This is a genomic window from Ottowia caeni (genome assembly GCF_050821495.1).
Lineage (GTDB): Bacteria > Pseudomonadota > Gammaproteobacteria > Burkholderiales > Burkholderiaceae_C > Ottowia > Ottowia caeni.
This window is the reverse complement of record NZ_CP151080.1, coordinates 934,597-950,060: the sequence shown is the minus strand read 5'-3', so window position 1 is coordinate 950,060 and position 15,464 is coordinate 934,597. Positions and strand designations below refer to the sequence as shown.

The 15,464-nt window shown below is 60.2% G+C and carries 14 protein-coding genes and 2 pseudogenes; 6 read left to right on the top strand and 10 right to left on the bottom strand.

The window, feature by feature from the left end; translation table 11 throughout:
- Positions 1-155 precede the first annotated feature (155 nt).
- Genes paaA through paaE form a run of 5 tightly spaced genes read left to right on the top strand, consistent with a single transcriptional unit; the run spans position 156 to position 4,048 of the window.
- Positions 156-1,184, top strand: a complete 1,029-nt coding sequence (gene paaA / locus AAAK34_RS04540) for a 1,2-phenylacetyl-CoA epoxidase subunit PaaA (protein ID WP_231695271.1) — start codon at positions 156-158, stop codon at positions 1,182-1,184.
- Complete coding sequence (paaB, locus tag AAAK34_RS04535; RefSeq protein WP_231695272.1) at positions 1,181-1,525, top strand: 1,2-phenylacetyl-CoA epoxidase subunit PaaB; 345 nt, start codon at positions 1,181-1,183, stop codon at positions 1,523-1,525. Before paaA ends, paaB begins: the two co-directional genes overlap by 4 nt.
- 26 nt (positions 1,526-1,551) lie before the next feature.
- A complete protein-coding gene (paaC, locus tag AAAK34_RS04530) occupies positions 1,552-2,373 on the top strand; it encodes a 1,2-phenylacetyl-CoA epoxidase subunit PaaC (protein ID WP_431777799.1) in 822 nt (273 codons plus the stop codon).
- A gap of 41 nt (positions 2,374-2,414) precedes the next feature.
- On the top strand, positions 2,415-2,936 hold the full coding sequence (gene paaD / locus AAAK34_RS04525) for a 1,2-phenylacetyl-CoA epoxidase subunit PaaD (protein WP_231695483.1): 522 nt from the start codon (positions 2,415-2,417) through the stop codon (positions 2,934-2,936).
- Positions 2,937-2,944: 8 nt separating this feature from the next.
- Positions 2,945-4,048 (top strand): 1,2-phenylacetyl-CoA epoxidase subunit PaaE, encoded by a 1,104-nt coding sequence (gene paaE / locus AAAK34_RS04520; RefSeq protein WP_231695274.1) that lies wholly within the window; start codon positions 2,945-2,947, stop codon positions 4,046-4,048.
- Between the two features lie 86 nt (positions 4,049-4,134).
- Here the strand turns inward: paaE and AAAK34_RS04515 are convergent, their stop codons facing one another.
- A complete protein-coding gene (locus AAAK34_RS04515) occupies positions 4,135-4,560 on the bottom strand; it encodes a MarR family transcriptional regulator (protein ID WP_231695275.1) in 426 nt (141 codons plus the stop codon).
- Positions 4,561-4,931: 371 nt separating this feature from the next.
- Between AAAK34_RS04515 and AAAK34_RS04510 the strand changes: the two genes are divergently transcribed.
- Positions 4,932-6,842 (top strand): FAD-dependent monooxygenase, encoded by a 1,911-nt coding sequence (locus AAAK34_RS04510; protein WP_231695276.1) that lies wholly within the window; start codon positions 4,932-4,934, stop codon positions 6,840-6,842.
- Between the two features lie 55 nt (positions 6,843-6,897).
- On the opposite strand, the gene AAAK34_RS04505 is transcribed toward AAAK34_RS04510, so the two are convergent.
- From AAAK34_RS04505 to AAAK34_RS04465, 9 genes and pseudogenes are all read right to left on the bottom strand, one after another.
- Positions 6,898-7,344 (bottom strand): septal ring lytic transglycosylase RlpA family protein, encoded by a 447-nt coding sequence (locus AAAK34_RS04505; protein WP_431777798.1) that lies wholly within the window; start codon positions 7,342-7,344, stop codon positions 6,898-6,900.
- A gap of 330 nt (positions 7,345-7,674) precedes the next feature.
- Entirely contained in the window at positions 7,675-9,006 is a 1,332-nt protein-coding gene (hslU, locus tag AAAK34_RS04500) for an ATP-dependent protease ATPase subunit HslU (RefSeq protein ID WP_231695278.1), read from the bottom strand.
- Between the two features lie 154 nt (positions 9,007-9,160).
- The gene (hslV, locus tag AAAK34_RS04495; protein WP_231695279.1) at positions 9,161-9,706 is read right to left on the bottom strand and encodes an ATP-dependent protease subunit HslV; all 546 of its coding nucleotides are present in this window, start codon (positions 9,704-9,706) and stop codon (positions 9,161-9,163) included.
- Positions 9,707-9,774: 68 nt separating this feature from the next.
- Positions 9,775-11,598 (bottom strand): STAS domain-containing protein, encoded by a 1,824-nt coding sequence (locus AAAK34_RS04490; RefSeq protein WP_231695280.1) that lies wholly within the window; start codon positions 11,596-11,598, stop codon positions 9,775-9,777.
- A gap of 35 nt (positions 11,599-11,633) precedes the next feature.
- The gene (gene dksA, locus AAAK34_RS04485; RefSeq protein ID WP_431777797.1) at positions 11,634-12,377 is read right to left on the bottom strand and encodes an RNA polymerase-binding protein DksA; all 744 of its coding nucleotides are present in this window, start codon (positions 12,375-12,377) and stop codon (positions 11,634-11,636) included.
- Positions 12,378-12,616: 239 nt separating this feature from the next.
- The gene (locus AAAK34_RS04480; protein WP_231695484.1) at positions 12,617-13,678 is read right to left on the bottom strand and encodes a CobW family GTP-binding protein; all 1,062 of its coding nucleotides are present in this window, start codon (positions 13,676-13,678) and stop codon (positions 12,617-12,619) included.
- Positions 13,679-13,810: 132 nt separating this feature from the next.
- Positions 13,811-14,415 (bottom strand): annotated as a pseudogene (locus AAAK34_RS04475) (tyrosine-type recombinase/integrase).
- A gap of 143 nt (positions 14,416-14,558) precedes the next feature.
- Positions 14,559-14,786 (bottom strand): annotated as a pseudogene (locus tag AAAK34_RS04470) (site-specific integrase); the annotation flags it as partial.
- An 8-nt stretch (positions 14,787-14,794) separates the two neighbouring features.
- The gene (locus AAAK34_RS04465) at positions 14,795-15,463 is read right to left on the bottom strand and encodes a DUF484 family protein (protein WP_231695283.1); all 669 of its coding nucleotides are present in this window, start codon (positions 15,461-15,463) and stop codon (positions 14,795-14,797) included.
- Position 15,464: the final 1 nt, after the last annotated feature.

The window sequence follows — 15,464 nt, the reverse complement described above, 5'->3', positions numbered from 1 at the left end:
GGAATCTGAACGCGAGAAGCTTCTTTCGGGTAAACCCCTAAAGGGCAGTCAATAATTAGCCGACCGTTCGGTCGGCTAATTATTTATACTCGGGTCTTTCCGTACGGATGCAGCGCATCCGAACCACTGAGGCGCCAGGCGCCAAGGAGATCCGCATGTATACGCAATCGTTTTCCGTGCCTGACGAGACCGATGCCAAAGCGGCCGGCCTAAAGTCGGTACCCAAACCCATTTCCGAGAACGAAGCGGCCCTGCAAGCCGCCTTCGACGCCAGGATCGCCGACGATGGCCGCATTGAGCCGCGCGACTGGATGCCCGAGGCTTATCGCAAGACCCTGGTGCGCCAGATCAGCCAGCATGCACACTCAGAGATCGTGGGCATGCTACCCGAGGGCAACTGGATCAGCCGAGCGCCCAGCCTCAAACGCAAGGCCATTCTCATCGCCAAGGTGCAGGACGAAGGCGGTCACGGCCTTTACCTATACAGCGCAGCTGAAACCCTGGGCACCAGCCGGGACGACATGCTCGATGCCTTGCATTCCGGCAAGGCCAAGTACAGCAGCATCTTCAACTACCCCACGCTCAACTGGGCCGATGTGGGCGTGATCGGCTGGTTGGTCGATGGCGCGGCCATCATGAACCAGATCCCGCTGTGCCGTTGCTCTTACGGTCCTTATGCGCGTGCCATGGTGCGGGTCTGCAAGGAAGAATCGTTCCATCAGCGCCAGGGCTACGAGGCGCTCTTGGTCATGATGAAAGGCACCCAGGCACAGCGCGACATGGTGCAGGACGCCGTCAACCGCACCTGGTGGAAATGTCTGGCCATGTTCGGCCCGCCCGATGCCGACAGCCCGAACAGCGCGCAGGGCGCGGCCTGGGGCATCAAGCGCATCAGCAACGACGACCTGCGCCAGAAATTCATCGACGCCACGGTGCCTCAAGCCAAGGTACTGGGCGTCACACTGCCCGACCCCGACCTCAAATGGAATGAGGAACGCGGTCACTATGACTACGGCCCCATCGATTGGGACGAGTTCTGGCAAACCGTGAACGGGCACGGCCCTTGTAACAAGGAACGCCTGGCAACACGGGTCAAAGCCCACGAAGACGGCGCCTGGGTACGTGAAGCTGCCCTGGCCCATGCCCACAAACAAGCACAACGCGCCATGAAGGAAGCAGCATGAACCAGCCCACCGGAAACAGCACGCCCGCCCCCTCCTCGCGGCCCGCAGGCACCAAAGCCCTTCGCGACTGGCCCCTGTGGGAAGTGTTCGTGCGCAGCAAACAAGGCCTGGAGCACAAGCACTGCGGGAGCCTGCATGCCAGCGATGCGCAGCACGCACTTCAGATGGCACGCGACGTCTATACGCGGCGGCAAGAAGGGGTCTCAATCTGGGTGATTCCGTCTCACATGATCGTGGCGAGCGAGCCCGACGACAAGGCCGAATTTTTTGATCCGGCCAGCGACAAGATCTATCGGCACCCCACGTTCTACGAGATCCCCGAAGAAGTGGGACACATGTGATCAGCAACCGCGTGCAGACAACCACCATGAACACGCTCACCGCTCAAGCACCCACGCTCGACCAATCCGCGCCGTTGGCTTACCTGTTGCACCTGGCCGACAACGCCCTGGTGCTGGGCCAGCGCAATGCCGAATGGTGCGGCCATGCCCCCGTCCTGGAAGAAGACCTGTCGATGGCCAACAACAGCCTCGACTTGATCGGCCAGGCGCGCATGCTGTACCAGTACGCAGCCACCCTTCAAGGCGAAGGCGCCACGGAAGACACGCTGGCTTATTTTCGCGATGTACCCGAGTTTCGCAACTACACCCTGCTGGAGTTGCCCCACAGCCTGGCACTGCTGCCTTCGGCGGCCGCCAACCGAGACTGGGCCACCACCATCGTCCGCAATTTTCTCTACAGCAACCTGATGACCCTGGTGTGGGATCGATTGCAGCACTCGACCGACCGCCAGTTGGCCGCCATTGCTGCCAAGAGCCTCAAAGAGGTGCGCTACCACCTGCGCCACTCGCGCGACTGGCTCGTTCGCCTGGGCGACGGGACGGAAGAGTCCCATCAGCGAGCGCAAGCGGCTGTAGACCACCTGCTGCCCTATACAGAAGAATTCTGGAAACCCAGTGCCCTGGAGAGCGCCGTGAACGCCAGCGGTGCCGGCGTTGCCATCTCAGAGCTGCGGCCTGAGTGGGACAGCATCGTGAACGAAGCCCTGGCCGAAGCCACCTTGCGCCGTCCACCTGCGGTCAAGGGTTACATCACGCAAGGCAAGGAAGGCATTCATTCGGAGCACCTGGGCTACCTGCTCGCTGAAATGCAGAGCCTGGCGCGCGCCCACCCGGGAGCCACCTGGTGACACAGCCCGCCCACCCCGAAACTCAGGCACGCCCTTCGTCTCTGAACGAGGGTGCGCGAGATGCTGAGTTCGGCCCACTCTGGCACGCCCTGGAGGCGCTGACCGACCCGGAGATACCCGTCATCACCTTGCGCGAAATGGGTATCCTGCGAGATCTGCGCCGCGGAGCCGACGGCACGGTGGAAGTGGTCATCACGCCCACCTACAGCGGCTGCCCCGCCATGGAGCAAATCGCAGACGACATTGCCGCCACGCTGGCGCGCGAAGGGGTATCAGGCCGCGTACTCACACAACTGGCACCCGCCTGGACCACCGACTGGATGACCGAAGAGGGCCGCGAAAAGCTGCGGGCCTACGGCATTGCACCGCCGCAGTGCGGCAGCATGGCCGCTGATGAGGCGGTCTTGCGATTTGCCCCGGCACGACCTGCCGAGCCGGTGCCCTGCCCTTTGTGCGGCTCCACCAATACCACCGAGACCTCCCACTTTGGCTCCACGGCCTGCAAGGCACTCTTTCGCTGCCTCGACTGCATGGAGCCGTTCGATTACTTCAAGAGGATATAGGCCCAGGCATGTCCACCCCACGTTTTCACGATCTCACCGTTGCCCGCGTCAGCCCCGAGGCGGCTGGCTCCGTGGCCATCACGTTCGCCGTGCCAGCAGAACTGCAGGAGAGCTTTCAGTTCCAGCCTGGCCAGTTTCTGACCTTGCGCAAGAACCTCAATGGCGAAGATGTACGGCGCAACTACTCGATCTGTTCCACCCGCAGCCGCTATGCCCATGCGCGCGAACTCGAGGTAGGCATTCGTCCCATGGAGGGCGGTGTCTTCTCGAATTGGGCCGCCACGCAGCTCAAGGCAGGAGACACTCTGGCCGTGATGCCGCCAGATGGCCGCTTCGTCTCAAAGCATCCGCGCGCACTGCACCGCGTGGGGTTTGCCGCCGGGTCGGGAATCACCCCGATTCTCTCCATCATTGCGAGCACAATGGAAGAGCACCCTGAGGCCAAGTTCACGCTGGTGTACGGCAATCGCCGGATGGCCAGCGTGATGTTCAACGAGGCCTTGCAGGATCTCAAGGACAAGTACAAGAACCGTCTGACGCTGATCCACATTCTCTCGCGGCAAGCGCAGGAGGTGCCGCTGCTGGAGGGCCGAATTGACGCCGAAAAAGTGCGGCAGCTGGTGAGCACGCTTTTGCCTGCGGCCAGCATGGACGAAGTGTTCATCTGTGGCCCTGAAGCCATGATCGAGGCCACGGAAACTGCGCTCAAGGAAGCCGGGGTGCCGGGCGAACGCATCCACACTGAGCGCTTCACCTCGCCGCGTCTGGACGAGATGAGCCCCGAAGCGCGCCGCGCCGCCATTGCACAGCCCGATCCGGAGGCACCCGTCGGCCAAGTGCAACTGATGGTGACCGTGGACGGCAAAACCCACGAACTCGCCATGCGCACTGATCAACATGTGCTCGATGTGGCGCTCTCCGCGGGCCTGGATTTGCCCTATTCGTGCAAGGCAGGGGTCTGCTGCACGTGCCGGGCGAAGGTCTTGGAAGGCAGCGTCAGCATGGACAAGAACTTCACGCTGGAGGCGGACGAAATGGCGCAGGGTTTCGTGCTGAGTTGCCAGGCCAGACCCACCTCGGACAGACTGGTTGTGAGCTACGACGAACGCTGAACTCAGCCTAGATCCGGATCTAGGCTCAGGGAAGCGGAGGCCTCCAAGTCAGAGGCGGGAAAACCGGCGCACGAGGGTTATGCAGGTCATCCTTCGTGCTTCACCACCATGCGGGCGAGCTGGAGAAAGCACGCTCGATCGGCATCACTCAATGGCCGAAGTATGTCAGCCTGCAAGGCGCGAACAATAGGCAGCAGGGCTGAATGAACGCGCTGCCCCTCGTCTGTCAAGGATAGTTCGCGCGCCCTCCGATCGCGTTCGGCGACCACGCGGCGAACCCAGCCTTTCTGCTCCATTCGATCTATAACCCCACCTATGGTGGCTCGATCGTAGGCAATCATCTCTGCGACGCGCGCCTGATCCGTGGCGGGGTGGGCGTGTATGCAGTCAAGGGCCGCGAACTGAACAGGCGTCAGGTCATAGCCGGCAGCCTGCGTGCGCTGCACGAAAGTATGGGTAGACTGCTGATGCATGCGGCGTATCAGGTGTCCCGCCATGTCAAGTGAGTTCATCCCTTGCTCCAAAAAACGCACGAACGGCCGGTTGCGCACCGGGCGTCCCAGTTGCAGCCTTCATTCAACCCAGATTTTCCATTAGGCGCACCTTCGGTGCTGCCTGGGCGTCAGCGGTGCATTTGCGGTCATTTCGGCCCCTCTTCGTCGACCATAGCTACGGCTATGGGCTCCTCAGTCGGGACCAAACTGCCTCGCAACTGCCCTCGCTGCCATCCCAAGCCCTAATGGGAAATCTGGGTTCAAGCTGAAAACGACTTCCAATTTTAATAAGTATACATATCGGATTGACGGGAATTAGTAAGTGCAGTTATTATTTGCCACCGCGCCGGCAGGTGGTTGATGGCGCTCTTCAAACCTAGGAGACTGCGATGCAGTACTACAAGAATGGCTTCAGAGGCGGCAACCCTGATGTCAAGCAAGCCGCGCCTAATCGACGCAACCGGGGCATCAACGAGCCATTGCCCGAAAAGGTCGATGTACTGATTGCCGGCACAGGGCCAGCCGGCCTCTGCCTCGCCGCGCAGCTTTCGCAGTTTCCCGAGATCGACACGATGATCCTTGAGCGAATGCCTTGCAACATCATCAAGGGCAAGGCCGACGGCATCAACACGCGCACCATGGAAATGTTCCAGGCCTTCGGGTTCGCCGACAAGGTCAAGCGGGAAACGTACTGGGTCAATCAGACGGCCTTCTGGATGCCGGATCCGGCCAACGCTGAGCACATCAAACGGGTGGGCCGGGTGCAGGACGTGGCTGACGACAGTTCGGAAATGCCGCACATCCTGATCAATCAGGCGCGGCTTCACGAACTTTTCCTGGAAGTCATGAAGAACTCGCCTTCGCGTCTGGAGCCCGACTATGGCTGGGAGGTCGTAGGACTGACCATCGACCACACGACCGACGATCACCCGGTGACGGTGACCATCAAGGACTCCAGCGGCGTGAACTGGGGTGCAACCCGCACGGTACGCGCCAACTACGTGGTCGGCTGCGATGGAGCCCACTCCATGGTGCGCAAGTCTATCGGCGGCGTGCTGCATGGCGATGCCGCGCATCAGGCATGGGGCGTGATGGATATTCTGGCCAACACCGATTTCCCCGACGTTCGACAAAAGTGCCTGATCTCTTCTGCGAACGAGGGCAACGTGTTGATCCTGCCGCGCGAGGGCGGTTATGTGTTCCGTATGTATGTCGAGCTGGACAAGCTCCGGCCTGACGAGAAAGCCGCGAGTCGCAAGCTCACCCAGGATGACATGATCGCCGCAGCGAACCGGATCATCCGGCCGTACTCGCTCGACGTGAAGGAAGTCGTCTGGTGGTCAATCTATGACATCGGACACAGCATCACGGATAAATTCGACGATGTGCCAGAAGGCGAGAACCGTAACCCCCGCGTGTTCACGGCGGGTGATGCGTGCCACACCCACTCGCCCAAGGCTGGGCAAGGCATGAACGTCTCCATGCAGGATACGTTCAACCTTGGCTGGAAGCTGGTGCATGTACTCCAGGGAAGGTCGGATGCGAGCCTGCTTCGCAGCTACTCCAAAGAACGCCTGACCGAAGCCAAGCGACTTGTCGAGACCGACCACGAGTGGGCAAGAATCATGTCCGCGCCAACCACCCAGGCCGAGCGCGACGGTACAGAAGAGCCCCGCATCATTCGCCAGTTCAAGGCCAACCTGGAGTTCACGGGCGGCACCGCCGTGAAATACGATCAGTCGACGCTTTTCGCACCTGGGACTCACCAGGCTCTTGCAAAGGGAGAGGAGATCGGTCGCCGCTTCCATTCAGCACCCGTCGTGAGACTGTCTGACGCCAAGCAAATGCAGTTGGGCCATGCGGCTGAGGCGGACGCACGCTGGCGCATTTATGCGTTCGCCGGGAAGACGGACACATCAAGCCCGGGATCGGCAATCCACAAGCTGGCGGACTGGCTGGAGACCGACCCCAAATCTCCGATCGTCAAACACACCCGCCAGGCAGAGGACGTCGACGCGGTGATTGACGTTCGGGCTGTTTTCCAGCAGACCTTCGAGCAGCTCGCCTATGAGGATATGCCTTCACTCCTGAAGCCCAAGACTGGAAAGCTTGGGTTGCAGGACTATGAAAAAGTGTTCTGCGTCGATCACAAGGGAGCAGGCGACATTTTTGACATGCGCGGCATTAACCGTGGCACCGGGTGCATGATTGTGGTACGCCCTGACCAGTATGTTGCGAACGTCTTGCCGCTGGACGGCTTTGACGCCCTTTCGGAATTCTTCGCCGGCGTCCTGAAATGATTTGATGCTGCCCGGAACCAACGTTCCGGGGCAGCACGCAATCAGAGACGGAGGGTCAGTCGACGCGAACCAGTTGCTCGCCCTCTTCCGAGCCCTGAACTTCCCGCAATACCACGGCGTCGTGCCCGCGCGCCTTGATCCCCAGGGCTGCCGCCGCAGCCTTGCTGAGATCAATCACACGACCACGCGCAAAAGGCCCTCTGTCGTTAATGCGGACCACGACTTCCTTGCCAGTTCTTGGGTTCTGCACTAGCAAGCGTGTACCGAAGGGCAACGTTCTGTGGGCGGCCGTGAGATCGCCCATGTCGAAGGTCTCTCCGCTCGCCGTTTGTCGACCATGAAAACCGGGGCCATACCAGGAGGCGATACCGCTTTGGACACTGCGACCGAGCCTCAAGGTACTGGACAAAGCGGTTTCTGGCGTCGCCAAGGCTGCACGGTCAGAGCTGCCCGCGCGCAAGCCCAACCGGTCTTTGAACCCGGTGTAGTTTGAGCAGCGCATATCATGAACCGCCTTGGCCGAAGAACAAGGCGAGCTGAAAATTTTGGAAGCGTCCGAGCGCACCGTCTGGGCCGAAAGAGACCCAGTCACCAGACAAAAAGCGCCGATGAACAACCATCGACCTACTGGCGAGCGGTGAGCACTTCCCGAGGCCGGCGCACCACAGCGGGCGCCGGGAGAGGTGTCCCGTAGCATGGGCGCGATTGTAATGGTGTTCGCGGAGATCAGTCACCCTCTGAGGAGAAAACGCGGATTTCATTACCTCTGTTTCGACCAGAAACAAGCAAAAATAGAGGCAAAATGAATGAATCTAATGGGTTCTCAGCGAAATTACAGAATATAGCGAGACAGGTCTTCGTTCTTGCTCAGAGCCGCCAAGCGGGCATCGACATAGGCCGCATCGATACTGACCGTCTGCCCTTCGAGCTTCGTAGCATCGAAACTGACTTCATCGAGCAATCGCTCCATGACAGTGGACAGGCGCCGTGCACCGATATTCTCCGTGGACTCGTTCACGGCACAGGCGATCTCAGCCAAGCGTGAGATACCGTCGGGAGAAAACTCCAGGTTCACACCTTCCGTGGCCATCAGTGCCTGGTATTGACGCACCAGAGAGGCATCTGTTTGCGTCAGAATGGCTTCAAAATCCTGGACGGAAAGCGAAGCGAGTTCGACCCTGATGGGTAACCGGCCTTGCAGCTCGGGAATCAGATCACTGGGTTTGGCCAGATGAAACGCCCCCGAGGCAATAAACAGGATGTGATCGGTACGGACCATGCCGTACTTGGTGGTCACCGTGGTGCCCTCCACCAATGGCAACAGATCACGCTGAACCCCCTGGCGAGACACCTCGGCCGTTCCACCGTCGCCGCGTGAAGCCACCTTGTCGATCTCGTCGATGAAGACGATACCATTTTGCTCCAGGTTCTGGAGGGCCTGGGTACGGATCTCTTCCTCGTTGACCAGCTTGCCTGCTTCCTCATCGATCAGCAGCTTCAAGGCCTCACCAATTTTCACGCGCCGCATTTTGCGGCGGCCGGCACCGATGTTGCCCAGCATACCCTTGAGTTGCTCGGCCATGTCTTCCATGCCAGGCGGCCCCATGATTTCCAGGGTAGGTTGCGCTTGCGCCAGTTCGAGCTCGATTTCCTTGTCGTCGAGCTGGCCTTCGCGCAGTTTCTTGCGAAAACTCTGACGCGCGGCGCTGTCGCTGCCGGGTTGGGTTGTAGCGCCCTCTGGCAGGCGCGCCGGAGGAATCAGTACATCAAGAATGCGCTCTTCCGCCAAATCTTCAGCACGGGTGCGCTGCTTTTTCATCGCAGCTTCGCGGGATTGTTTGACAGCCATTTCAGCCAGATCGCGGATGATGGAATCAACATCCTTGCCCACATAGCCGACTTCGGTGAACTTGGTGGCCTCCACCTTGATGAAGGGCGCACCTGCCAGCCGCGCGAGCCTCCTGGCGATCTCCGTCTTGCCAACCCCCGTGGGTCCGATCATGAGGATGTTCTTGGGGGTAATTTCCGGGCGCAGCTTTTCGTCGACCTGCTGGCGCCGCCAGCGATTACGCAAGGCAATGGCCACGGCACGCTTGGCATCTTGCTGCCCGACGATGTGGCGGTCTAGTTCGGAGACGATCTCCTGCGGAGTCATGGAGGACATAGTGCGTTGAATGTTAAGCGTTGATCTTTGAGCGTTAGGCGTCAAGCGGAAAGTTGCAACCTGGCTTGGGAGCCTGCCGGGCTTGGGCCAGACAGTGGCACACCCCCCTTGCGAATGAATGAGTGCAGGGGAGACTAGCGCCCCGGACACGAGGTCACAGCGTTTCGATCGTGTGCTGCATGTTGGTGTAAATGCACAGCTCACCTGCGATTTCGAGGGAACGCTTCACAATCTGGTCGGCGGGGAGTTCGGTGTGGTCGAGAAGAGCCTTGGCCGCCGCGTGCGCATAAGCACCGCCAGAACCGATGGCCACCAAACCGTGCTCAGGCTCGAGCACATCACCATTGCCGGTGATGATGAGCGAAGCCTCACGATCTGCCACTGCGAGCATGGCTTCCAGGCGGCGTAACACTCGGTCGGTCCGCCAATCCTTGGTGAGCTCGATGGCGGCGCGCGTCAAGTGACCCTGGTGCTTTTCCAGCTTGGCCTCAAAACGCTCAAACAAGGTAAAGGCATCGGCTGTAGCGCCGGCGAACCCGGCCAGCACTTTGCCGTGATAGAGCTTGCGTACCTTGCGGGCCGTGCCCTTGACGACGATATTCCCGAGAGTAACCTGACCGTCGCCACCAATGGCAACTTGCCAGCCCTCAGGAGTTTTCCGCCGCGCGCTGATAATCGTAGTACCGTGAAATGCTTCCATCGCATTTAGATGGGGGCGATCGCGAAATCCACAAGGCCCCCAAAGCTGCATACCACAGCCCCTATGGCTCAGTCCCTGCGCAGCCTGACACGAGCCACTTCGCTGATACCCACCACGCCGAAGAATGCTGCCACCAGGCGATTGACGTGCTTGAAAACGATCTGGCGGCCCTGTGCCTGGTGCTCGGTAGCCCAATTAAGCAGTGTGCCGGCCGCACTGAAATCGACACGCTCCAACTCAAGGCAGTTGAACTCAATGGAGGCGGTACCGCTGGCGACTTCCAGGGATCCGAGAACAGCATCTGCACTGCCCAATATCTCACCTCGCAAGGGGACTTTCAGGACAGCCTGGCCATCTGCGAGGCCATTAGCTCTGGAAATCGCCGGTTGTGCGCCGGATGCGGCCACAGTCTTCTCTTCGGCAACTTGCTCCGCGGCAGTACTACCGTCCTGCAATGACTGACGTGCTTCGGGAGAACTGCCACCCGCATCTTCGAAGGGATCCCCTTGATCTTCGGCGGGCACAAGAACCTCTCCCTCACCCACAACGCTGACAAAAACGCAGCGCGGCTCTTGCCAGGCTGGTGGAGAGACTTCGTAGGTTACGCAGTACTTGAGCGCTGCCAGCTCAAAGTCGTCCATTTCGTTCATCAAGCGCAGCAGCGCAAGGCGCGCGCTCCACCAGCTGGGGTCAATCGTACGGTCATCGTCCGGAGAGTGCTCGACGAGAAGCTGTTTCAGACGATCCGCACCAATGAATTCGAACTTCTCGGGTGTATCAGCCCAGCGCTTCAAGGTTTCGGCGAGTGCCGCCACCGCCGACGCATCGACAGCTACGAGGTCACTCCAATCAATGCGCCAAGGCGGCGCATGGTGCTCCAGTACGGCACCAAGCGCCGCTACCGATTGCACGCCCAACGAAGACGGCGTGCTCCAGTGCGGTGATCCGTCGGCATGCGCCCCAGATGTTGCCCGCACCAGCGGCGTATGCTGCGAGGGTATTTCAGGCTCCAGCGTCCATTGAGGGGCCGAGCGACCAAAGTGGCCTGCAAAATCCAAGGCGACGTCGTCGAACTTGTCGTGATCTCCCTTGGCACGATACAGATCAAACAGAGTCAGCCATGTATCTTGATCATTGCGCAGGCCAACCTCGCGCAGCAACCCTAGAAGCCCCGTCTCGGCGCCCTCGGCATCTCCGTTGGCGAAGCGAATGGCCGCCTCTTCGATCTCCGGCCCCGATCTGGCACTCGCCAAGCCTTCGATGCCAGTGATGCCGGTCACGCCGGTCAACATCGGCAGCATTTCAGGGCTTTCTGCAACCGGTTCATCCGGGAGCAAGGGCTCAGGAAGGAACTCGGAATCAGGGATCCTTGTGTCCAGGACTTCCGTAGGCTGAAAAATCGTCGTGGCGGCATTGATTGGGATCATCGGTGCTACGCCCCCGGACTCGGGCACTTGATCCGCAATCCCATCCAAAGTGGGCGCCTGAGACGACGACGCAGACATTGGCGCCGCGCCAGATTCCCCTCTGGGCGGCAACCAGTCGCTGGACATCTGCTTTTCTATCTCGGCGATCTTCTCGAGAGTGCGAGCCCTACCCCCAGTATCTACGAACTGGCTACTGGTGGCGAAGCTCGATAGACCGCCCGGCTCAGGGGTTGAGGAAATCTCCCGGCGGCGCAGTTTGCGTAGAAGGTCAAACTCCCGGTGACGCACAAAATCATTGCGCCGCTTCCGCTCGATCATTTCCTTCAGGGCCAGCCGGGATTCGCTGGATGTCGTAGCACCTTGGGGGCGATCGAGATCAGCCCAATGAGTGGTCGGACTACTAACGAATCTGACCACCTTGGACAACAGCCCACTCTTCCCCGCTGAGACGGGATCCTTACTCATGATGTGATCCGCCGAGGTTCCGTGCCAGCCAAGGGTCAGTCGCCAAACATTTTCTGCTTCAGTTCACGCCGTTGCTGGGCCTCCAGCGAAAGCGTGGCCGTGGGACGGGCCAGCAATCGGCCCACACCGATGGGCTCACCGGTCTCATCGCAATAGCCGTAGTCGCCAGAGTCGATGCGGGCGATGGATTGCTCGATCTTCTTGAGCAGCTTGCGCTCACGGTCACGCGTGCGCAATTCTAGTGCGTGCTCTTCTTCAATAGTGGCTCGGTCTGCGGGGTCGGGCACTACCACGGTATCTTCGCGCAGATTTTCAGTCGTCTGGCCCGCATTGGCGAGCATGTCGTTCTTGAGTTGAACAAGCTTCAGACGGAAAAAAGCCATCTGCTTGTCGTTCATGTACTCGCTGTCCGGCATGGCGAGGACCTCAGCATCGATCAGCTCCTCGGGAGACTTGGTTTTCCAGTTATCGATCAGAGCGGGGTCCTTCTTGATCGGGCTGGGTACGGGAGGTGAGGCAACGATAGGCATAGGCAATATTCTCGGTGCAGCCGGTGCGGTTGACGCAGCCGGGGATGAAACGGTTGGAGGGACAGCCCTTTGCACGCCCGACTTGACGGGCGCACTCCGGGCACTTGCGGCAGCTTTTTCAGCCTTGGCTGGCGCGACAGCCTTGGATCGGGCATCCCCCTTGTGGGATGCCACGGATTCCTTCTCCGGCGCAGCCTTTGCAGGGGGCGCCTTTGGTTTAGCCAGACTCTTGGCAGCCGCAGGTTTCACTTTGTCTGTCTCCCGTGGACGATGACGCCGAGTGACGTCAGTCGAACCTGTGAATGTACAACGGATGTAGTGGGTCGTTCTTCATCCGGGGAAGCCCTCTTGCTTTTATAGACCTTCTTGGGCGACTAAGAAACACCAGCCCCTACGGACGCGCGCTCGCCGCGCATGACCGGATGGGCTACAAAGGCGGCGATTGTATCGGCCTTCTGCCTGGGGGTATACGCCTGAAGGGGATCTGATCAAACTAAACTTTGCTCCAGCCCCTGCATCAGGATGTCCTTGGGCAGGTCAATGCCTATGAAAACCATTTTGCTGGTGCGCGGCTCGCCCTCACCCCAGGCAGGACCGAGGTCGCTGCCCATCAGCTGATGCACGCCCTGAAAAATGACTTTGCGCTCGGTGCCCTTCATGCTTAAAACGCCCTTGTAGCGCAGCATGCGCGGACCGTAAATGTTGACGATGGCACCAAGAAAATCTTCCAGCTTGGCGGGGTCGAACGGACGATCGGACCGGAAAACAAAGCTCTTGACGTCGTCGTCATGGTGATGATGGTGACCATGCCCGTGGTCGTGCCCGTGGTCATGCTGGTGTGACGGATGGTCGCAGTGCTCGCCATCATGGTGATGATGGTGCTCGTGCTCTTCTTCCTTGAGGAAATCCGGGTCGATGTCGAGCTTGGCATTCAGGTTGAAGCCCCGCAGGTCGAACACTTCGTTGAGCGGCACTTCCCCAAAATGCACCGCCTTTTGCGGCGCGCGCGGGTTCATATGCTTGAGGCGATGTTGCAGCGCTTCAAGCTCGTCAGCATCCACCAGATCAGATTTGCTGATGAAAATCTGGTCGGCGAAGCCTACTTGCCGACGCGCCTCCTGCCGCTCGTTGAGCTGCTCGGCGGCATGCTTTGCGTCGACAACGGTCACGATGGCGTCCAGCAGGTAGCTTTCGGCAATTTCATCATCCATGAAGAATGTCTGGGCGACCGGCCCCGGATCGGCCAGACCCGTGGTTTCAATCACGACACGTTCGAAATCCAGCAAACCCTTGCGCTTCTTGGCGGCCAGCAGCTGCAGGGTGCTGCGCAAGTCTTCGCGAATGGAGCAGCAGACGCAACCGTTGCTCATCTGGATGATCTGTTCCTGCGTGTCGTTCACGAGAATGTCGTTATCGATGTTTTCTTCACCGAACTCGTTCTCGATGATGGCGATTTTCTGGCCGTGTGCCTCGGTCAGCACGCGCTTGAGCAGCGTGGTCTTGCCGGCACCGAGAAAGCCGGTAAGGATGGTGGCGGGAATCATGGACATGGCGGATTTGAGTAAAAAACGCCAGCAGGGCTGGCAAGAAGCAACCTGCCAGTGTAGTACCCCAGGAAATTTCATGCCGACGAAGGGACAGATCGCTGCAAGTAAGAGCGCCTGTGAAGGTGCGCCAGCGCTTCAGGAGGGCGTTTTTCTGGCTCTGGGGTGCGCCGCGTCGTAGGCGTTGGCCAGATGCTGGAAGTCGAGGCGCGTATACACCTGTGTGGTTCCAATGTTCGCATGCCCCAGCAGTTCCTGCACCGCACGCAGGTCGCCGCTCGACTGCAGAAGGTGACTGGCGAACGAATGGCGCAGCATATGCGGATGCACCGGGGTAGGAAGGCCCGCCAGCAGGCTACGGCGCTTCAAGCGGTGCCGCACCGAGGCGGCTGTCAGGCGCGTGCCATGGCGCCCCGTAAACAAGGCACGCGCTGTATCAGCATCGGCATCGGCATTTTTCGGGGCCAGGGCGCGCAACTCCAGCCAGCGCCGCAGCGCAGCCTCGGCTTTTTTCCCACGGGCACTGCACGACGTTTTCCGCCCTTTCCCAGCACGTGTGCTTCTCCGCTCTCCAGATCGATCCAGCCGCGGCCGGCACGCTCTGCCTCCGCGCTCGCGGCGACGTCAAGCGCCACCAGCTCGCCCACGCGAAGGCCACAACCGTAGAGCAACTCGACCATGGCCGCATCGCGCGCATCCAGCCAGGGATCGTCTTCATTCTGGTGGTGTTCAGCCAACTGCACGGCCTCATCGACACCGAGTGCTTTCGGCAGGGGACGTGGCTGACGGGGGCGCGGACATCCTGCACGGGATTTGCCGATATCCGGCCCTCTCGCCCCAGCCAGACATAAAAACCGCGCCAACCGGAAAGAATCAGCGCAATGCCTCGGCCGCTGCGGCCACCACCATGCATTTGTGCCACCCAGCGGCGCACATGATGACTTTGTACATCAGTGAGAGACACCCCCGCCTGAGCGGCACAGATGGCCAGTTTTTCAAGATCAAGGCTATAAAGCGTGACGGTGCGGGCCGCCAGGCGCTTTTCGACCCGCACGTGCTCCAGATAGCGCTCGATCAGCGCCACATCCTCCTCGGCAAGTTGTGGCGGGGTCATGAGGGTCCTTAAGCCTGCCTGAGTCGCGAGAGGGCAGCGCTGGCAATTTCAGCAATGCGCTCAAGGAAGTCTGTCGCCATGCCGGCCTGGTAGCGCTGGCTGTCCGGTGACGCCAGCACCAGCAGGCCGAAAGCGGGCGAACCCTGACTTGCCCGGAGGGGAATGAGTGCCAACGAGGCCACTGCTTCGGGGTCTTCGAGCCAGCGGACGGCATCAAAGCCGGCATTGACGCCGCAGTATGGCGTCGTCAAGGAAGAGGCGAGGCTCTTGACGTCGTCCGAAACGCCTTGCGCAAAGGGTTCATGAGCCAGTTCCTCGGCAGTGCCCCAAAGCTTGATGCCGGCCTGCGGAACGCTGAACTGGCTCTTGATCTCGCTCACCAGCACCGCCGGCAAATCGACCGGCCGTGCCACCAGGAAAAGCTGACGCGACCAGCGCTGCAACTTGTCGCCAATGAGCATGTTCTCATTACCGTGCCGCATCATCTCCATCAGGCGCTGCTCCAGCACCTTGATTTTCTCGCGCAGCATCTCGGCCTGGCGCTCCTGCAAGCTGACTGCGCGGCCTCCATGAGGGCTAGTCAACTGGACCGCGCCCAGCAGGTCGGCGTGGCGCTCAAAAAAATCCGGCGTGTGAACCAGAAATTGCGCAATATCTTCTTCTGTAATGGGGTTCATG